Origin of the sequence: Aerolutibacter ruishenii, from assembly GCF_007830115.1 — a bacterium.
GTDB lineage: Bacteria > Pseudomonadota > Gammaproteobacteria > Xanthomonadales > Xanthomonadaceae > Aerolutibacter > Aerolutibacter ruishenii.
In genome coordinates this window covers 177749-197500 of sequence record NZ_VLKP01000007.1, presented here as the reverse complement: position 1 = coordinate 197500, position 19752 = coordinate 177749, and the positions used below count along the sequence as shown (strand labels likewise).

Annotated in this window: 16 protein-coding genes; 7 read left to right on the top strand and 9 right to left on the bottom strand. The window is 68.3% G+C overall.

Going from position 1 to position 19752, the window contains the following annotated elements:
- Positions 1-51: 51 nt before the first annotated feature.
- Entirely contained in the window at positions 52-1344 is a 1293-nt protein-coding gene (hemL, locus tag IP93_RS09800; protein WP_144815080.1) for a glutamate-1-semialdehyde 2,1-aminomutase, read from the top strand.
- Between the two features lie 174 nt (positions 1345-1518).
- Here hemL and IP93_RS09795 read toward each other — a convergent pair whose 3' ends face one another.
- Both IP93_RS09795 and IP93_RS09790 read right to left on the bottom strand, forming a co-directional pair.
- Positions 1519-2007 (bottom strand): AAA family ATPase, encoded by a 489-nt coding sequence (locus IP93_RS09795; protein ID WP_144815077.1) that lies wholly within the window; start codon positions 2005-2007, stop codon positions 1519-1521.
- A 38-nt stretch (positions 2008-2045) separates the two neighbouring features.
- Positions 2046-3272, bottom strand: a complete 1227-nt coding sequence (locus IP93_RS09790; RefSeq protein WP_144815075.1) for an acetylornithine/succinyldiaminopimelate transaminase — start codon at positions 3270-3272, stop codon at positions 2046-2048.
- A gap of 119 nt (positions 3273-3391) precedes the next feature.
- On the opposite strand from IP93_RS09790, the gene IP93_RS09785 reads away from it, so the two are divergent.
- Positions 3392-4261: an ion transporter gene (locus IP93_RS09785; RefSeq protein WP_144815072.1), complete on the top strand. Its 870-nt coding sequence runs from the start codon at positions 3392-3394 to the stop codon at positions 4259-4261.
- A 39-nt stretch (positions 4262-4300) separates the two neighbouring features.
- On the opposite strand, the gene IP93_RS09780 is transcribed toward IP93_RS09785, so the two are convergent.
- From IP93_RS09780 to IP93_RS09770, 3 genes are all read right to left on the bottom strand, one after another.
- On the bottom strand, positions 4301-4720 hold the full coding sequence (locus IP93_RS09780) for a VOC family protein (RefSeq protein WP_144815069.1): 420 nt from the start codon (positions 4718-4720) through the stop codon (positions 4301-4303).
- A 118-nt stretch (positions 4721-4838) separates the two neighbouring features.
- Positions 4839-5654 carry an SDR family oxidoreductase gene (locus tag IP93_RS09775; protein WP_144815068.1) on the bottom strand — a complete coding sequence of 272 codons (816 nt, stop codon included), beginning with the start codon at positions 5652-5654 and terminating at the stop codon, positions 4839-4841.
- A 106-nt stretch (positions 5655-5760) separates the two neighbouring features.
- Positions 5761-6420, bottom strand: coding sequence for a protein kinase family protein (locus IP93_RS09770; protein ID WP_144815065.1), 660 nt, complete (start codon positions 6418-6420; stop codon positions 5761-5763).
- Between the two features lie 77 nt (positions 6421-6497).
- Here IP93_RS09770 and IP93_RS09765 point away from each other — a divergent pair, with 77 nt between their 5' ends.
- A complete protein-coding gene (locus tag IP93_RS09765; RefSeq protein ID WP_144815062.1) occupies positions 6498-8504 on the top strand; it encodes a bifunctional DedA family/phosphatase PAP2 family protein in 2007 nt (668 codons plus the stop codon).
- On the opposite strand, the gene IP93_RS09760 is transcribed toward IP93_RS09765, so the two are convergent.
- On the bottom strand, positions 8494-9888 hold the full coding sequence (locus tag IP93_RS09760) for a Mur ligase family protein (protein WP_144815130.1): 1395 nt from the start codon (positions 9886-9888) through the stop codon (positions 8494-8496). The two genes, IP93_RS09765 and IP93_RS09760, sit on opposite strands and share 11 nt — an antisense overlap.
- A gap of 43 nt (positions 9889-9931) precedes the next feature.
- On the bottom strand, positions 9932-10510 hold the full coding sequence (locus tag IP93_RS09755) for an adenylate kinase (protein ID WP_144815060.1): 579 nt from the start codon (positions 10508-10510) through the stop codon (positions 9932-9934).
- 171 nt (positions 10511-10681) lie between these two features.
- Here IP93_RS09755 and IP93_RS09750 point away from each other — a divergent pair, with 171 nt between their 5' ends.
- A complete protein-coding gene (locus IP93_RS09750) occupies positions 10682-11938 on the top strand; it encodes a 6-phosphofructokinase (RefSeq protein ID WP_144815057.1) in 1257 nt (418 codons plus the stop codon).
- Positions 11939-12127: 189 nt separating this feature from the next.
- Complete coding sequence (locus IP93_RS09745; protein WP_144815055.1) at positions 12128-13084, top strand: hypothetical protein; 957 nt, start codon at positions 12128-12130, stop codon at positions 13082-13084.
- A gap of 55 nt (positions 13085-13139) precedes the next feature.
- Here IP93_RS09745 and IP93_RS09740 read toward each other — a convergent pair whose 3' ends face one another.
- Positions 13140-13661, bottom strand: coding sequence for a hypothetical protein (locus tag IP93_RS09740; protein WP_242006828.1), 522 nt, complete (start codon positions 13659-13661; stop codon positions 13140-13142).
- A gap of 189 nt (positions 13662-13850) precedes the next feature.
- Here IP93_RS09740 and IP93_RS09735 point away from each other — a divergent pair, with 189 nt between their 5' ends.
- Both IP93_RS09735 and ppa read left to right on the top strand, forming a co-directional pair.
- On the top strand, positions 13851-15908 hold the full coding sequence (locus tag IP93_RS09735) for a sodium-translocating pyrophosphatase (RefSeq protein ID WP_144815125.1): 2058 nt from the start codon (positions 13851-13853) through the stop codon (positions 15906-15908).
- Between the two features lie 260 nt (positions 15909-16168).
- Positions 16169-16717 (top strand): inorganic diphosphatase, encoded by a 549-nt coding sequence (gene ppa, locus IP93_RS09730; RefSeq protein WP_144815053.1) that lies wholly within the window; start codon positions 16169-16171, stop codon positions 16715-16717.
- Between the two features lie 136 nt (positions 16718-16853).
- Here ppa and IP93_RS09725 read toward each other — a convergent pair whose 3' ends face one another.
- The gene (locus IP93_RS09725) at positions 16854-19727 is read right to left on the bottom strand and encodes a TonB-dependent receptor plug domain-containing protein (protein ID WP_144815050.1); all 2874 of its coding nucleotides are present in this window, start codon (positions 19725-19727) and stop codon (positions 16854-16856) included.
- Between the last annotated feature and the right edge of the window lie 25 nt (positions 19728-19752).

The following is a 19752-nucleotide window of genomic DNA, read 5'->3' as shown; positions in this document are numbered from 1 at the left end:
TTGCCCAACGAATATCCGGGCCATCCGCCCGCCACGCCACCAAGGTTGACCATGAACACCGAACGCTCGCACGCCCTCTTCACTCGCGCCCAGGAACTGCTGCCCGGTGGCGTCAACTCGCCGGTGCGCGCCTTCCGCTCGGTGGGTGGCGAACCGTTCTTCGCGCAGCGCGCCGAAGGTGCGTACCTGCATGACGTGGACGGCAACCGCTACGTGGATTACGTGGGTTCGTGGGGGCCGATGATTGCCGGGCATGCGCACCCGCAGGTGCTGGATGCGGTAGCGAAGACCATGCGCGACGGGCTGAGCTTTGGCGTGCCCAATGCGCTGGAAGTGACCATGGCCGAGGCGATTACCCGCATCGTGCCGAGTTGCGAGATGGTGCGCATGGTCAATTCCGGCACCGAGGCGACGCTGTCGGCGATCCGCCTGGCGCGCGGCGCAACGGGGCGTTCGCGCATCGTCAAGTTCGAGGGCTGCTACCACGGCCATGGCGACAGCTTCCTGGTCAAGGCGGGCAGCGGGGTGATGACGCTGGGCCTGCCGAATTCGCCGGGGGTGCCAGCGGCGCTGGCCGACCTGACGCTGACCCTGCCGTACAACGATTTCGAGGCGGCGACGAAGCTGTTCGATGAGGTGGGCAGCGACATCGCGGGCCTGATCATTGAGCCGATCGTGGGCAATGCCAATTGCATCCTGCCGCGCGAAGGCTATCTGCAGCACCTGCGCGCGCTGTGCACGCAGCACGGTGCGCTGCTGATCTTCGACGAGGTGATGACGGGTTTCCGCGTGGCCTTGGGCGGCGCGCAGCAGCGCTATGGCATCACGCCCGACCTGAGCACGTTCGGCAAGATCATCGGCGGCGGCATGCCGGTGGGGGCGTATGGTGGGCGCCGCGATCTGATGTCACAGATCGCGCCGGCCGGGCCGATCTACCAGGCCGGCACGCTGAGTGGCAACCCGGTGGCGATGGCCGCGGGACTGGCCACGCTGGAACTGGTACAGGTGCCAGGCTTCCATGAGGCGCTGGAGCGCAGCACGCATGTGCTGTGCGATGGGCTGGAGGCGGCCGCACGCGAGGCGGGCGCGGCCTTCACCACGACGCGGGCGCCGGGCATGTTCGGCCTGTATTTCCGTGAGGGGCCGGTGGAAACCTTCGAGGATGCCAAGGCCTCGGACACGGGCCGGTTCAATCGCTTCTTCCACGCCATGCTGGAACGGGGCGTGTACCTGGCGCCGTCGGCGTTCGAGGCGGGGTTTGTGTCGAGCGCGCATGGCGAGGCGGAAATCGCCCACACCGTGGCGGCGGCGCGCGAGGCGTTTGTGGTGGCGAAGGCGGGCTGACGGCGACCGCCGTGCCGGGTCCGTCATGTCCCGGCACAGGCGCATTGTGCGAATCGGAGCACACCCGGCGTGGGGCACAGGCGGGATTCCCGGTCGTGCCCCCATGCAACGCTCGGGCGGGCTTTGCGTGCCGGCTCGGCGCCCGGCACTGGAGTCAATGCTGCGTGCCGGATTTCAAGCCAATGCAGGCGGCTCGATGTACTCGCGCTTTTCACCGCTGAAGCCATCGAACAACATCCGATGGCGACGCAGCGAGAACTCGTCGTCGCGGGTTTCGTAGCCGCGTACCCAGTCCAGCAGCATGGCGAGGTTGCGGTCCTGCGCGGCAGGACTGGAGTACTTGTGCGGCTCCCACTGCCGGGTCCGGCAGTGGGCAATGCAGACGTCCACGCCGGGGTTGAGGAACAGCAGTTGCGTCGCGTGCGGCAACGCGAGCTCGACCAGGTCTGCGTAACAACCCTCGATGACCCAGCAGGGTTGTTCCGCGTGGAAATCGGCGATGGCCGCCTCGCTTTCGACCAGCGCGCGGCGGGAAGGCGGCGTGGTGGGCCGCCAGGCGATGGTGTCCAGGTCCAGGCGCGCGAGACCGTGTCGGTGGGCAAGGGACTTCGCGAGGGTGGACTTGCCGGAGCCGGAGTTGCCGATGATCACGATGCGCTGCATCAGTGCGGTCCTTCGCAGACGTTGCCGGGACGGGGCGCTCAGCCTGCCACGACGTGGGCAAGCGCGGCACGCAAGCGTGCCAGGCCTTCGGCCACGTCGGCATCGGAGATGTTCAAGGCCGGCACGAACCGCAGCACATCGGGACCCGCCTGCAGCGTGAGCAACCCGTGCTCGACGCAGCGGTCGAGGATTTCCCCAGCCTTGCCCGCGAACGCCGGGCGCAGCTGTGCACCGAGCATCAGGCCGCGACCACGAACCTCGCTGAAGAGGCCGAGCTCGGCGTCGATGGCCGCGAGACCGTCCCGGATCGCCTGCGACTGGCGGGCGACATTGGCCAGCAGCGCGGGCGAGGACAGTTCGCGCAATGCGGCGCCCGCAACGGCGGTGGCCAGCGGGTTGCCGCCGAAGGTGGTGCCGTGCGCGCCAAACTGCATGGTTTCGGCCGCCTGGGCGCCGACCAGCATGGCGCCGATCGGGAAGCCACTGCCCAGCGCCTTGGCCAGTGTGACGATGTCGGGGGTGACACCGTAGCCGTGGCAGGCGAACAGGTGACCGGTGCGGCCCATGCCGCACTGGATCTCGTCGAGGACCAGCAGCGCGCCGTAACGGTCGCAGAGTACGCGCAGCCCGGTCAGGAAGGCCTCGGTGGCCGGGGTCACCCCACCCTCGCCCTGCACCGGTTCGACCAGCACGGCGCAGACATCGCCGGCCGCCATCGCCGCTTCGGCGGCGGCCAGGTCGTTGAAATCGCTGTAGCGAAAGCCCGGCGGTAGCGGTTCGTAGCCTTCGTGGTACTTGGGTTGCGCGGTGGCGGTGACCGCGGCCAGGGTGCGGCCGTGGAAGCTGCCGCGGAAGCTGAGGATGACCCGGCGCTCGGGCGGGCGGCCCTGCGTGCTGGCCCATTTGCGCACCAGCTTGATCGCCGCTTCGTTGGCCTCGGCGCCTGAATTGCAGAAGAAAACGCGCTCGGAGAAACCGGACGCGGACACCAATGCTTCGGCCAGGCGCAGCGGCGGCTCGCTGACGAACACGTTGCTGGTATGCCAGAGCTTGCCGGCCTGCTCGGTCAGCGCGGCCAGCAGCGCGGGGTGGGCGTGGCCCAGGGCATTGACCGCGATACCGGCGCCGAAGTCGACGTACTCGCGGCCGTCGCGATCCCACACACGCGAACCCTGGCCGCGGTCGAGGACGATGCGGCGCGGGCGGTAGACGGGCAGGTAGTAGCGTTCGGCGAGGGCGTAGAGGTCGGTGGTCTGGCTGGTCATGGGCGTGGGATGGGGGGATGCCCGGCCATTTTCGCGCATTGCGGCCGCGCGCGCTTGGCGCGGGCTGCTGGCGTCGCGTTCGCGCTGCGGCATGAGGCAGAATCCCCCGAGGAGGACTCATGCGCCTGCTCTTGGACCCGCAGCTCGATCCCGCCACCGACACCGGCTGGCGACGGACCTGGTTCGACATCATCTACCGGCACGACACGCCGCCCTCGCGGCGGTTCGACCTGACGCTGATCGGCGTGATCGTGGCCAGCGTGCTGGTGGTGATGGCCGACAGCGATACTTCGTTCCACGCGCGCCATGCGGGCTGGCTGTACCCGCTGGAGTGGGCGTTCACCCTGCTGTTCTCGGTGGAGTACGCGGTCCGGCTGATGGTGGTGCGCCGGCCGCTGCGATACGCGCTGAGCGTGTGGGGCATCATCGACCTGCTATCGATCCTGCCCACCTACCTGTCGATGCTGCTGCCGGGCAGCCAGAGCCTGCTGGTGGTGCGGGTGCTGCGCATGCTGCGGCTGTTCCGCATCCTCAAGCTGACCCAGTACGTGGAGGAAGGCGGCGTGCTGGTCACCGCGCTGTGGCGCAGCCGGCGCAAGCTGTTCGTGTTCCTGAGTGCGATCATCACCGTGGTGGTGATCTTCGCGGCGCTGATGTACGTGGTGGAAGGCCCGGCCCATGGCTTCACCAGCATTCCGGCAAGCATGTACTGGGCGGTGGTCACCATGGCCACGGTGGGGTATGGCGACATCGCCCCGCAGACCGGGCTGGGCCGCTTCATCGCCTCGACGCTGATCCTGATCGGCTACAGCGTGATCGCGGTGCCCACCGGTATCTACACCTCGGAACTGGTCGGCAGCCTGCGCGATGCCGATCGGTGGGATGCGCGCGGCTGTCCGGGGTGCGGATTGGAAGGCCACGGGCCGGGCGCGAACTTCTGTCGTGGCTGCGGCCACGCGCTGCCGGCGTCGACCGGAAAAGGCGAGTGAAGCACGGGGCACGTGCAGCCGGCGCGCCCCGCTCCAGGCTCACCAGACGCCGGTATTGGCCATCGACGCCCACGGCTCCTGCGGTGGCAGGCGCCCACCCTTCTGCAGCAGCTCGACCGAGACCAGGTCGGGCGAGCGGACGAAGGCCATGTGGCCGTCGCGCGGCGGACGGTTGATAGTGATCCCCATCGACTGCAGGTGCGCGCAGGTGGCGTAGATGTCATCGACCTCGAAGGCGAGGTGGCCGAAATTTCGGGCGCTGCCGTAGTCCTCGTCGTCGTAGTTGTAGGTCAGCTCGACTTCCGACTCCGGATTGGCCGGCGCGCCCAGGTACACCAGGGTGAAACGGCCTTCGGGGTAATCCTTGCGGCGCGTTTCACGCAGGCCCAGGCCATCGCGGAAGAAGCGCAGGGAGGCGTCGAGGTCGCGGACGCGGACCATGGCGTGGAGGTACTTCATGGGGGACTCCTTGGGGGAAGGAAAGCGCAAAGCCTAATCGGCGAATGGCGACGGGGCCATCGCCTGACACGCAGGTTGGCCACGGCTCCAAGGTGCGGGTGGCTGCCCGTACCGCTGTTCAGAGGAACAGGTCGGGCAACAACGGCCGCGACGGGTCGACGGCATAGCCCGACAGGTCGGTGATGCCAGTCTCGGCCAGTACCTCGTCATCGATGAGGAACCGGCCGTGGAAGCCGGCCGCGGGGCGCACCAGCACGGCGTGCGCGGCATCGGCCATGATCTCCGGCTTTCGGCAGCCCTGCAGGTCCACGCCGGGGATCATGTTGAGCGCGTCGGTGGCGATGACCGTGCGCGGCCAGAGCGCATTGACCGCCACGCCCTGCGGGCCGAATTCCGCCGCCAGCCCGAGGGTGACGAAGCTCATGCCCATCTTGGCCAGGGTGTAGCCGGTGTGCGGCCCCCACCACTTGGGATCGAGATTGGGCGGTGGCGCCAGGGTGAGGATGTGCGGGTTGGGCGACTGCAGCAGGTACGGCAGGCACGCCTGCGCGCACAGGAAGCTGCCGCGCGAGTTCACCTGCTGCATCAGGTCGAAGCGCTTCATCGGCGTGTCGAGCGTGCCGCGCAGCCAGATCGCGCTGGCGTTGTTGACCAGGATGTCGATGCCGCCGAAGGCATCGACGGTGGCGGCCACGGCGGCGCGCACTTCGTCCTCTTCGCGGATGTCGCAGCGCAGGGCGATGGCTTGACCGCCGGCGGCCTCGACTTCGGCGGCCACGCTGTGGATGGTGCCCGGCAACTTCGGGTTGGGTACCGACGACTTGGAGGCGATGGCGATGTTGGCACCGTCGCGCGCGGCGCGCAGGGCGATGGCGCGGCCGATGCCGCGGGAGGCGCCGGTGATGAGGAGGGTCTTGCCCGAGAGCGTGGTCATGGCGCGGTCCTGGGAAGCGGTGGGGACAGGCGAACGGGGCGAACGGAGGGAGTCACGGGAACGAAACGGTCCTTTCGAGACCTGTCCGTCAATTCCGGGCCAAGGGTCAGGGCTTCGGTCCCTGCCCCTCATTGTCCTCCCATTTGAGCAGACGGCGGGTCACGAAGCGGTACACCGGCTTGCCGGTGGCGAACCACAGCTCGCGAACCCAGGAATGGCGCTTGAGCACGCGCCGCTCCACCGGGGTGAGCGCGCCGGGGCAATAGGTGCGTTTGTGCTTGAGCAGGTGGCGCAGGTCCTCGCGCGCCAGCAGGCGCATCCATCGCGCGCGCGGATGGCCGCGCGTGGCCAATTGGAAGTCGATGATGGCGGGCGCGCCCTCGGGCAGCACCAGCCAGTTGGCTTCCTTGGCGAGATCGTTGTGCGCGAGCCCGCGGCGATGCAGCTGCTGCAACAGGCGCCGCGCGTGGCGAAAATAGGCGCCATCGCCATGCGGTGGGCGCTGGTACATGGCGTGGCCGGCCATGTAGCTGCGATCCAGCCGGCGACCGTCCCAGGCGAGCAGGCGCGGAGTAGCGGGCAGGCCATCGATGCGCTGCAGGGCGAGCGCCTCGCGCCGCGCCAGCCACCAGGCGGGCAGCCGCAGCCACAGCGGCACGAAGCCGAGGTCGCGGCGCACGAACAGCCCCGCCGGGCCCTGCATCAGGGCAATGCGGCCAAAACTGTCGGCCTTGAGCGCGGCGACTTCGACGGGGGCATTGGACATGCCGCCCAGTTTACGGAATCGGAGCATCGAACCGCCCTGACACGGGCGTTGCGTGATCGGCTGCCTATAATCCGGCGATGGAACCCGCCTGGCTCGAAACCGCGACCGCATGGATCAGCGCACACCCGCTCGCCGCCGGTGCCATCGCGTTCCTGATCGCATTCTGCGATGCGCTGGTCATCCTCGGCATCGTGGTACCGGCGCTGCCACTGCTGTTCGCGGTGGGCGCGCTCGTCGGGCTGGGGCACATCAACGGGCCGTATGCGGTGACCTGCGCCGCGCTCGGTGCGTTTGCCGGTGACCTGCTGAGTTACTGGGTGGGCCGGCGATGGGGCCCTGGGCTGCGCCAGGCCTGGCCGTTCTCGCGTTACCCGCAATGGCTGACGCGGTCGGAGGCGATGTTTCGCCGGCACGGCATCAAGAGCATCTTCACCGCACGTTTCGTGGGTGCGGTGCGGCCGTTCGTGCCGGCCATCGCCGGCATGCTGCACATGCCGGCCAAGCGCTACGTGCCCCCCAGCCTGGCGGCCTCGTTTCTGTGGGCGGGGCTCTTCCTGGCGCCAGGCTGGGTGCTGGGGGCGTCATACGACGCCGTTGCCGCCGTGGCCGATCGCCTGGCGATGGTACTGGGATCGCTGGTCGTCGCGGTGGCGCTGGTGTGGGCCTGCGTGCTGTATACGTGGCGCTGGTTTGCCGAGCATGCCGATGCCTTGCTGGCGAAGGCATTGGCATGGACGCGTGCGCATCCACGACTGGGCCGTTATGCGGCGGCGGTGATGGACCCCAACCGGCCCGAATCACCTTCATTGGTGATCCTGGGTGTGTGCCTGCTGGGCATCGGCTGGGCCTGGTTCACGCTCGCCGGCATGCTGCTGGCCAACGGCGGGCCGTTGGCCATCGACCACCGGCTCAACGCCTTCATGTGGACGCTGCGCAACCCGCTGGCCGACCGGCTGATGGCGGCGCTGGCCAGCCTGGGTGACCCGGCCACGCTGGGCGCCGCGGCCTCGGTGACGATGGGCTACCTGCTGTGGCGGCGACGCTGGATGGCTGCCGCGCACTGGCTGGCGGCGATCGTGTTCGGGCTGGTGCTGACCACGGTACTGGAGGCGGTCGTCACCATGCCGCGCCCGCCGACCGCACCTGCCGGATTCGGTTTCCCGTCGGTGGCTGTGACCATGACCACCATCATTTTCGGTTTCTTCGCGGTGCTGATCGCGCGCGAGTTGCCGGGGCGCAACCGCGTGTGGCCGTACCTGGTGGCGGGCGCGGTGACCACGGTGATTGGTTTCGCGCGGCTGTACCTGGGCGCACACTGGTTGTCTGACCTGGTGGGCGGCACGTTGCTGGGCATCCTGTGGCTGCTGGTGCTGGGCATCGCCTACCGCCGCCACGTGGCGCGCTCGTTCTGGATGCGGCCGTTGGCGTGGGCGTTCTACGGCACCTTCGTGCTGGCGGCCGCGTGGCACGCACCGCACGCCGCCGATCCGTTGCTGGCCAAGTTCGCCGCGCCACCGCCCACCCAGGTGCTGGTGACCCAGGACTGGTGGCTACGCGACTGGAGTCGACTGCCCGAGCGACGCAATGAGAACGACGTGCGCCGGCGCTGGCCACTGGACGTGCAGGTCGCGGGCCCGCTGGCGCCGCTGCGCGAAGCAATGGAAGCCGAGGGCTGGCACGTGCAGCCGCAAGCGGATTGGATCCAGACGATCGGCCTGCTGGACAGCGGCCGCGGTCCCGGCGAGTACCCGGTGCTGCCGGCGACCCTGGACGCAAGGGCCGAGGCGCTGTTGATGTTGCGCGAAGGCGCGACGCCGGATGAATTGCACGCACTGCGCTTGTGGCCTGCGCCGGTGGCGCTGGCGGACGGTACCGCACTGTGGATCGGCACCGCGCAGACGCTGCAACTGGACCGCCCGCTCAACGTGGTCTCGCTGTGGCGACCGGCACCCGACAGCGACGCCACCTATGCACTGGTACGCGAGGCGCTGCAGCGCTTTGCGCCACTGGAGCAGCCTCATCCCACCGGGGGGATGCCGGTGCTGCGGTTGCGCACCGACAACGGACCTGCGCTCAGTCCTTGAGCGTGGCGTGGAAACGCCGCGGCGCGCCGTCAAAGCCGCCGTTTGACATGAACACCACGTGGTCGCCCGCGCGCACGCGTTCGCGCAGCGCGGCGATCAGCGCATCGGAATCGGGCACGGTCACCGCTTCGCCGCGCACGGCGGCCACGACCTTGCTGGCGTCCCACGCCAGTTCCGGGCGGTGCAGGAACACCACGACATCGGCGCCATCCAGCGAGGGGGCCAATGCCTCGGCGTGCGCACCCAGCCGCATCGAATTGCTGCGCGGCTCCATGGCCACCACGATGCGCGCCTCACCCACGCGCGCACGCAGGCCGGCCAGCGTGGTGGCGATCGCGGTGGGGTGGTGGGCGAAGTCGTCGTAGACGGTGATGCCGCCTGCTTCGCCAATCACTTCGAGGCGGCGCTTGACGCTGCGGAAGCGTGCCAGCGCCGGCAGGACCGACGCCACGTCCACGCCCACGGCATGCGCGGCGGCCAGCGCGGCCAGCGCGTTCATCACGTTGTGCCGGCCGACCAGCGGCCAGTGCACTTCGCCGACCTCGACGCCATCGTGCACGACGACGAACGCGCTGCCATCGCCACTGAGCAGGCGCGCGGTCCAGTTGAAGCCGCTGCGCGCGGCGCTGGCGGCATCGGCGCGGTCGCCGTGTGCCTCGTGGCCGGCGGCTTGCGGGACCAGGCTGGCGTCGAGGCCGAAGGTCTCCACCGGTGTCCAGCACCCCATCGCCAGCACTTCGGCCAGGTAGCGGTCCTCGCCATTGACGACCAGGCGGCCGCGGCGTGGCACAGTGCGCACCAGGTGGTGGAACTGGCGCTGGATCGCGGCCACGTCCGGGAAGATGTCGGCGTGGTCGTACTCGAGGTTGTTGAGGATGGCGACCAGCGGCCGGTAGTGGACGAACTTGCTGCGCTTGTCGAAGAACGCGGTGTCGTACTCGTCGGCCTCGACCACGAACTCGCGGCCGTTGCCCACGCGCGCGGACACGCCGAAGTCCTCGGCCACGCCACCGATCAGGAAACCGGGCTGGCGGCCCGCGGCCTCCAGCAGCCAGGTCAGGATGGTGGTGGTGGTGGTCTTGCCATGGGTGCCGGCGACCGCGAGCGTGTCGCGGCCGGGCAGTACCTGCTCGCTGAGCCACTGCGCGCCGGAGGTGTACTTGCGGCCATAATCCAGCACCTGCTCGACCGCGGCGTTGCCGCGCGAGAGCGCGTTGCCGACCACCACCTCGGCGCAGTCGGCGGAGATGTGTTCGGGCTTGTAGCCCTGGCTGAGGGTGATGCCCAGCTGTTCGAGCTGGGTGGACATCGGCGGGTATACCGCCTGGTCGCTGCCCTCGACCTCGTGGCCGAGTTCGCGCGCGAGGGCGGCGACGCCGCCCATGAAGGTGCCGGCGATGCCGAGGATGTGCAGCTTCAAGCGAAGGTCAGCCCACGTCGGCGGTCGGCGCCAGTGCGCTGACCACGCGGTTGAACACCTCGTCGAGGGCGCCCACGCCGTCGACCACGGTCAACTGGCCGTGCTGGCGGTAGAACTCGATCACCGGCGCGGTCTGGGTGTTGTAGACCTCCAGGCGCTTGCGCACGGATTCGGGGTTGTCGTCGGCGCGGCCCTCGGCGGCGGCGCGGCCGGCAATGCGCTCGACCAGCAGTTCGGTCGGTACGTCCAGCTGCACGGCGTAGTCCATCGGCTGGCCGATGCGCTTGAGCAGCGCGTCCAGCGCGTCGGCCTGGGTGAGGTTGCGCGGGTAGCCGTCGAGGATGAAGCCATTGGCCGTGTCCGCACGCGAGACGCGGTCCTCGAGCATACCCAGCAGGATGGCGTCGCTGACCAGCTCGCCGCGGGCCATGACTTCCTTGGCTTCCAGGCCGAGCTTGCTGCCGGCGGCCACTTCGGCGCGCAGCAGGTCACCGGTGGAGATGTGCGGCACCTGCAGGTGCTCCTTCAGGCGGGCGGCCTGGGTGCCCTTGCCGGAACCGGGCGCGCCGAGAAGAACCAATCGCATCAACGTGACTCCTGAAACGGAAAATTCGGTATGGGCCTGGGCCCCCATCCCGGCCGGACCGGGGTCGCCAACGGCGGGCGCGGCGCTACACTCGGGGTGTGCGGCCCCCACCTGCCGGGCGTCAACTGTTGGTCACTTTACCGCATCCCGGCGCGTACCACTGAAACCACCATGGACTCGGGAACCCTACTTTATGCGCAGTCCGGCGGAGTCACCGCCGTCATCAACGCCACCGCCTCGGCGGTGATCCAGGCCGCGCGCGCGCGCAAGGTGAAGGTGCTGGCGGCGCGCAACGGCATCCTCGGTGCCCTGCGCGAGGAGCTGATCGACACCTCCAAGGAGCCGCTCGCGGCGATCCGCGCCCTCGCCCACACCCCGGGCGGTGCGTTCGGCTCGTGCCGGGTGAAGCTGAAGTCGCTGGAGCAGGACCGGGCGAAGTACGAACGGCTGCTGGAGGTGTTCCGCGCGCATGACGTGCGTTACTTCCTCTACAACGGTGGCAACGATTCGGCCGACACTGCGTTGAAGGTGTCGCAGTTGGCGAAGGAGTTCGGCTATCCGCTGACCTGTGTCGGCGTGCCCAAGACCGTGGACAACGACCTGGCGGTGACCGACTGCTGCCCGGGCTTCGGCTCGGCCGCCAAGTACACCGCGGTGTCGGTGCGCGAGGCGGCGCTGGACGTGGCGGCGATGGCGGAGACCTCGACCAAGGTATTCGTGTACGAGGCGATGGGCCGGCACGCTGGCTGGCTGGCCGCGGCCGCGGGGTTGGCGGGCGAGGGGCCGGACGAGGCGCCGCACCTGATCCTGTTCCCGGAGCGGTCGTACGACGAGACCGACTTCCTCGCACGGGTGAAGGCCACGGTGGAGCGCGCGGGCTACTGCGTGGTGGTCGCGTCGGAGGGCATCCAGACGCCGGATGGGCGCTTCGTGGCCGATGCGGGCGGCGGCAAGGACTCCTTCGGCCATACCCAGCTGGGCGGCGTGGCCTCGTTCCTGGCCGGGCGGGTGAAGGACGCGCTGGGCTACAAGGTGCATTGGACCCTGCCCGATTACCTGCAGCGCTCGGCGCGGCACCTGGCCAGCAAGACCGACCTGGCGCACGCCGAGGCGGTGGGCAAGGCCGCGGTGGACTTTGCGCTCAAGGGCATGAACGCGGTGATGCCGGTGATCGTGCGCACCTCGGATGCGCCATACCGCTGGAAGATAGAAGCGGCGCCGCTGGCGAAGGTGGCCAACCATGAGAAGAAGATGCCGGCGGGCTTCATCCGCAAGGATGGCCATGGCATCACCGACAGCGCGCGGCGTTACCTGGAACCGCTGATCCGTGGCGAGGCGCCGCCGCCGTATGGGCGGGATGGCTTGCCGAAGTACGTGACGTTGAAGAACGTGGCGGTCGCGCGAAAGTTGCCTGCGTTCGAGACCTGAGCCGGAAACCCGCGCGACGGATAGGATCCCGGCCCCACAATCACGGCCGGGATGCCCTTCATCGCGTCGACCGGCCCGCCGGGCAGCCGCCGTTCGTGCCATGGTTCGCGCAAACGTCACGCGACCCGGGCACTGGTCGATCATGGAACGACGCTAGAATCGCGCTTTCCCGAAGATAAGGATTTCTCGATGCTCCTGCACCGCCGCATGCCCGGCCTGGGCCTGATGGTTGCTTTCGTTCTGGCATTCGCCCTGCCCGCCCAGGCGCAGACCCTGGGCAACCTGCTCAAGCGCGCCAGCCAGGTCGATCTCGGCGGCAGCCTGCGCGGCCACAAGGAACAGATCACGACCAGTCTCAAGGACGCCACGCATGGCGATCCCTCGCGCGACGGGTTCCGGCCATCGGTGAAGGAGCAGGCACTTTCCAGCCTGCGGCAGGCCAATGGCGAGACTTTCCTGCTCCGCGCGGGCTGGTACACGATGCAGGCGCAGAGCTATTGCCTGCATGCCGGCACCTACGGCCCGGGCAAGGGCGAGGGCTATCTCTATGCGCCGCCGCTCGGGCCGGCCCGGGAGCTCATCACCACCATCGCGCGCAGTTCGGCACGCCACCCGGAGGTGGAACAGCACGACGTGCAGGCGCTGATCTGGGCCATTCTCGCGCGCGCCGGCTTCCGCGACCTGAACCCCGAGATGCAGGCGACCGCACGGGTCCTGCTGACCAGCGAACAGATGGCCGAGCAGTTGCGCGGCGTCGCCTTCGACGCGCTGCGCGAGCGCGCTTCGCAGGAGCTGATGGGCCGCGCTCCGCCACAGCTGCGCGCCGTACTGGAAGCCGAGGGACGGCTGCGCAGCATGTTCTCGACCGGTTATTCCTCGTTCGCCGAACTGGAGCAGGTAGCGATCCTGGCCGGGATGGCGCCGATGGGCGCTGGCAGCCTGGACATCCCCGACGGTCGCTGGTCGCATCACCCGGATGGCTACTGGGTGCGCTACGTGCCATCGGGCTACAGCTCGACGCGCCTCGAGGTCTATGTCGAGCCGGGCAGTGAGGCGATTGGCAAGGCATTCGACCCAGCGCTGCACGTGGCCGTACCGGGCAACACGGCACGCCAACGCCTGCTGCAGTCGGCGCGCGCGCGCTGAAGGCTACAGTGGGGCGGCATGCCCGACCATGCCGCCGCTGGTGGACGCGGGCGATTCATTCGCAACCCTTGCCGCCCACCTTCGTTTCCACGGCATAGACCGGCAGGTCAGCGGCTCCCTGGCGCCTGACGTCCAGGGAGTCCTTCAGGTACAGGCGGCTGCGGCCTTGGGCATCGAGCCGGGGCGGCACGGCGCCCCGGGCGTCATGCCGCCATATGCGCACCTCCGCCTGCAACGAGCCACAGGCGGCGCTGGGCACGCGCACCTGGTCGACATAGAGCCAGCCGGGCCGGTCCTGCGGGGAGGCCGTTGCCGCGTCCACCACCCTGGCGCGGGCCTGGCAGTGCGCTGCGGTACGTACCATGGCGAATTCGTAGGGGTTTGCGGGATCGCCGGTGAACCTGCCCTGGATGCGCGTGCAGGCTTCGGGAATCACACGCAGGGTGTGCAGCGCGCCGATCGCCTGCGGCACGGCGATGGGCCGGTTGATCTGCGGGGTCTGGCCCGCCGATGCGGTCGTCGGGCATAGCGACGCCGCCGCGATGGCGGCAATGAGCAACGGGGCAAGTGCGCGCATGGAGACTCCGATATTGCGTGACATGGCTCGCAGGCTGGCAATGCGCGGCTGAACCCGGTGTCGACGAGATGCCACCGACGGCGTGGTGTGCCATAGTCGGGACGTTGCCGGGCCCCCCACACTGCCCGCGCGGCATACATCGCAGATGCAGTTTCCGTAGTCCTGGTGTCCACTCTTGGGGAGGGGTTCATGCTGGAGCAGTACGGTTTGACCTTGGCGCTCGCCTGCGCCGTCATTGCGATCCTGTACGGGATCATCTCGGCGCGATGGATCAGCGCACAACCCGCCGGCAACGAACGCATGCAGCAGATCGCCGGCGCGATCCAGGAAGGCGCGCGCGCCTATCTCAACCGCCAGTACACCACCATCGGCATCGCGGGCGCGGTGCTGTTCGTGGTGATCGGCTTCGCGCTGAACTGGGCCACCGCGATCGGTTTCCTGATCGGCGCGGTGCTGTCGGGCGCGGCCGGCTACATCGGCATGAACGTGTCGGTACGCGCCAACGTACGCACCGCCGAGGCCGCGCGCCGTGGCATGGGCCCGGCAATGGACGTGGCGTTCCGCGGCGGCGCGATCACCGGCATGCTGGTGGTGGGCCTGGGCCTGCTGGGCGTGGCCGGCTACTTCGCGGTGCTGCACCTGCACCTGGGCTACGCCGAGGCGGATGCGCTGCATGCGCTGGTGGGCCTGGCGTTCGGCTCGTCGCTGATCTCGATCTTCGCGCGACTGGGCGGCGGCATCTTCACCAAGGGCGCCGACGTGGGCGCGGACCTGGTGGGCAAGGTCGAGGCCGGCATTCCCGAGGATGACCCGCGCAACCCGGCGGTGATCGCCGACAACGTGGGCGACAACGTGGGCGACTGCGCCGGCATGGCGGCGGACCTGTTCGAGACCTACGCCGTTACCGTCATCGCGACGATGCTGCTGGGCGGGCTGATGGCCGCGCAGGTGGGCGGCAACGCGGTGCTGTACCCGCTGGTGCTGGGTGGCGTGTCGATCATAGCCTCGATCATCGGCGCGTACTTCGTCAAGGTGAAGGACGGCGGCTCGATCATGGGCGCGTTGTACAAGGGCGTGATCGTGTCGGCGGTACTGGCGGCGGTGGCGTTCTACCCGATCACCACCGCGCTGATGGGCGATTCGCCGCTGGGTGCGATGAACCTGTTCGGTTGCGCGCTGATCGGCCTGGCGCTGACCGGCGCGATCGTGTGGATCACCGAGTACTACACCGGCACGCAGTACAAGCCGGTGCAGCACGTGGCGGCCGCCTCGACCACCGGCCACGGCACCAACATCATCGCCGGCCTGGGCGTGTCGATGAAGTCGACCGCGCTGCCGGTCATCGCGGTGTGCCTGGCGATCTACTTCGCCTTCGCGCTGGCGGGGCTGTATGGCATCGCGATCGCGGCGACGGCGATGTTGTCGATGGCCGGGATGATCGTGGCGCTGGACGCCTACGGCCCGATCACCGACAACGCCGGTGGCATCGCCGAGATGGCCGAGCTGCCGCCTGAGGTGCGCAGCGTCACCGACCCGCTGGACGCGGTGGGCAACACCACCAAGGCGGTGACCAAGGGCTATGCGATTGGCTCGGCCGCGCTGGCGGCACTCGTCCTGTTTGCCGATTACACCCATAACCTCGAGACGGCCGCCGCAGCCAAGGCAGCGGCCACTGGCGTGGTGGCCGAGGCGCTGCGTTTCGACCTGTCCGACCACATGGTGATCATCGGCCTGCTGATCGGCGGTCTGATTCCCTATCTGTTTGGCGCGATGGCGATGGAAGCGGTGGGCCGGGCCGCGGGCGCGGTGGTGGAGGAAGTGCGCCGCCAGTTCCGCACCATCCCCGGGATCATGGACGGCACGGGCAAGCCCGAGTACGACAAGGCCGTGGACATGCTGACCAAGTCGGCGATCAAGGAAATGATCGTGCCGTCGTTGCTGCCGGTGGCGGTGCCGGTGCTGGTGGGCCTGCTGCTGGGGCCGAAGGCGCTGGGCGGTCTGCTGATCGGCACCATTGTCACCGGCCTGTTCGTGGCGATCTCGATGACGACCGGTGGCGGTGCGTGGGACAACGCCAAGAAGTACATCGAGGACGGCCACTTCGGTGGCAAGGGCAGCGAGGCGCACAAGGCGGCGGTGACCGGCGACACGGTGGGTGACCCGTACAAGGATACCGCCGGCCCGGCCATCAACCCGCTGATCAAGATCATCAACATCGTGGCGCTGCTGCTGGTGCCGCTGCTGTAACCGGAGACTCTCCAACCCCGGTGCGGTTTGGCCGGGGCTTCAAACCGCCCGGGCGTGCCCCGTGGCATTCAACGGCGGTCCTCCGACCGCCGTTTTTCTTTGTCCGCAGCTGATGGCCACGCACCCGGTGGGGCTGTCCCGGGGCCTGACACCGCCCCCGACGAAAGACCTTGCTGCGCCGCAGCAGCCAGCAACGTAAAATGAGTGCCCCTTTCCCCTCGGGGGCGCCTCTCCTGGCGCCCCATCAGCTGGAGCACGCAATGGGCCTGGACCTCGTCCCCACCGGCAATAACCCGCCGGATGAGATCAACGTCATCATCGAAATCCCCAAGGATGCCGAGCCGGTCAAGTACGAAGTCGACAAGACCTCGGGCGCGATCTTCGTGGACCGCATCCTGTCCACGCCGATGCGCTACCCGTGCAACTACGGCTACGTGCCGCACACCGTCTGCGGCGACGGCGACCCGGCGGACGTGCTGGTGATCCTGCCGCTGCCGCTGGTGCCGGGCTCGGTGATCCGCTGCGTGCCGGTGGGCGTGCTGAAGATGGCCGACGAGGCTGGCGCCGACGAGAAGCTGATCGCGGTGCCGGTACCGAAGATCTTCGGTGGTTATGCCCATGTCACCGACATCGAGCAGGTGTCCAAGCATTGGCTGGAGCGCATCGGCCACTTCTTCGAGCACTACAAGGACCTGGAGAAGGGCAAGTGGGTGAAGATCGAAGGCTGGGGCAACGCGGCCGAGGCCAAGGCCGTGCTGGTGGAAGCGATGAAACGCTACGAGGACAGTGCGGACAAGCCGAATTTCTGAAGCCGGCGCACCAATGAACCGGGAAAGCCGCCGCAAGGCGGCTTTCCTGTTTCCGGGGCCCGGATCGTGCAGGCCTCCGGAAAAACTGCGGCCCCTTTCGGGGCCGCAGCGGATGTTGCACAGGACCTCTGACGGATCAGAAGCGCTGCTGGTACTTCAGGTAGTAGAAGCGACCGATATCGAAGCCGCCGTAGTACGGGTACTGGCTGTTCGGAGCCGAGAACATGATCGGACCCTTGTGGTCGGTCACGTTGTTGGCGCCGACGGCGATCGTGGCATTCCACGGGGCCTTCCAGCTGACCTGCAGGTCGTGGAACGCATTGCTGCCCACTTCACGCAGCGGGTACACCTTGCCCGGCAGGTTGGTGTCCGGCGAGGAGTACAGCAGATCCGTGCACTCGGCGGTGCGGGTGCAGGCTTCGCTCATGCCCGAGTAGTAGCGCGTCGTCCAGTTGGCGGCGAACGCGCCCATCTCCCAGTTGACGCCCAGGTTGGAACGCAGGCGGAAGTTCGGACCACGGCCAGTGTAGTTGGTCCAGCTGGTGTCCGGCGCGTCGTCGGCCTTGATGCGGTAGTAGCTGACGTAGCTGTTCTGCCAATCGAAGGTGAACTTGCCGAACGCGGTCTCCGGCAGGCGGTACTTCGCACCGAAGTCATAGCCTTCGGTTTCCACGGCACCCTTGTTGGTCAGGCCGTACTGCATGAAGGTGATGGCGCCGGTGGAGTCACGCACGATGCCTTCGCAACGCGCCGAAATGCCCAGGCGATAGCAATCGCCCAGGATGTCATCAACGCTGTCGTCGCTGATCACGTTCTCGATGGTGACCTTGTACCAGTCGAGGGTGAAGTCCAGGCCCTGCACCCAACGCGGGCTCCACACGATGCCCATGGTCTGGCTTTCGGCGGTTTCCGGGGTCAGGTTCGGGTTGGAGCCGGTCAGGAACTGGTAACCGGTCTGGCACGGGAAGGAGGTGCAGTTCGCACCGCCCTGGCCCAGCTGGACGTAGGTCGGGGACACGCCGGCGCTGGTGCAGGCGGCGTTGCCGGCCACGTTGCCCGACGAGGTGCTGCCGCACGGGTCGGTGTAGTACTCGAAGCTGCCGCCCACGCCGCCGTACAGGTTGTCGATGGTCGGGGCGCGGAAGCCCTCGGCGTAGGTGCCGCGGACCAGCAGCTCATCCAGCGGACGCCACGTGAAGCCGAACTTGCTGTTGGTGGTGTCGCCGAAGTTGCTGTAGTCCGAGTAACGGCTGGCGATGTTGAAGGTCAGTTCCTTCGCGAACGGCAGGTCGGACAGGACCGGGATGTTCAGCTCCAGGTACACCTCGTCGAGCGAGTAGCCGCCCTGCGTGGTGGTGGCCGGCAGGCCGGTGCTCATGCCCGACTGGTTGAAGGCGTCCGGCACGAAGCGGCCATCTTCCTTGCGGTGCTCCACGCCCACGGCGAAGCCAAGCTCACCGGCCGGCAGGTCGAACAGCGAGCCGGCCAGGTTGGCGGTGTAGCTGGTGGTCTTGGTGCGGCCGGTGTCGGCGTAGTACGGGAACAGGAACGCCTGCAGCGTCGGGTTGGACAGCGAACCCTGGCCGTCCACGCCGTACGGCAGGAGCGGGTTCCACGGCATGCATTCGCCGCTGCCCAGGTTGGTGCCCAGCGGGATCGGGTTGGCGGCGGTGCCGCACTGCGCGACGCCGTTGGCGTTGATGAACGACGGGCCCAGTGCACCCGGGCTGGCCAGCAGGCTCATGTCGCCATGGCCGAACTTGGTCAGGTTGTTGCGATTCATCATCGCGCCAACATCCCAGTCGAACGAGCGGCCGCCCATTTCGAAGAAGCCGTTGAAGCCACCCGCGAAACGGTAGGTTTCCAGCTCGCTGTTGGTGGTACGCGGCACTTCCCACAGGCGACGGCGGAACGCCACGTCGGCATTGGTCGGGTTGAACGCACTGTCGGCCGACAGCGGGGTGCCGAACGCGCCCGACTGGTACGGGTAACCCGCCACCTGCTGCAGCGTCGAGCGGTGGTTGTACAGCATGTCGGCGTTGAACGTGACGTTGTCAACGATGTCGTAGTTGGCATTGACGAATACCGAACGACGCTCGATGGCGGTCTGCGCCATCATCTGCTCGTTGCTGTTGGCATTGTCGGACGCGACGTGCGGACGGAAATTGGCGATGTTGGTCGGGTCGCCGCTGCCGTCGTAGGTGCACCACGCGTTGGCGCCATTGGGGCCGCACGGGCCAAGGAACGAGCCATTCTGGCTGACCGCACTCCAGCCCGAGCCGGGATACTTCGGACCGGCGTTGCCCGATGCGCTGTACCAGCGGTCCTTGGCCCACACCGGGTCTTCCTTCGAGTACTCGACCGAGGCGGTGACGCCACCGCGGTCGCCCACGGCACCAACGGTGAAGTCGTAGGTCTGCTTGTCGCCGTCGCCTTCGCCGTACTGGCCGAAGTAGGCGTTGGCTTCCGCGCCCTCGAAGCGCTTGCGGGTGATCACGTTGACCACGCCGGCGATGGCGTCGGAGCCATAGATGGCTGAGGCACCGTCCTTCAGGATCTCGATGCGGGAGATGGCCGACATCGGGATCTGGCTCAGGTCCTGCAGGCCGCCGGTGGTGGCGCCCAGGCGCTTGCCGTTGACCAGCACGAGGGTGCGCTGCGCACCCAGGTTGCGCAGGTCGACGTAGTAGCCGCCGACGTTCTCGCCCGAGGCGAGCACTTCGGAGCGGGCGATGGCCGGGGAGCCCGCCGAGGTCAGGTTCTGCAACACGTCGGCAATGGACACGAAGCCCTGCTGCTGCAGCTGCTCGCGGCCGATGGTGATGATCGGCTGCTGGGTTTCCATGTCAGCGCCACGGATGCGCGAGCCGGTCACCTCGATGCGGTCGAGGGTGGTGGCACCCTGCTCGGCCTGCTCCTGCGCGCCAGCAAACGCCGGGGCGAGCGCGATCGCGATGCCGGCGGGGAGCATGCCCAGCCGCACGGCGGAACGCGGATTGCGATGATTCATGTATCTCTCTCCAAATGATCGTTAC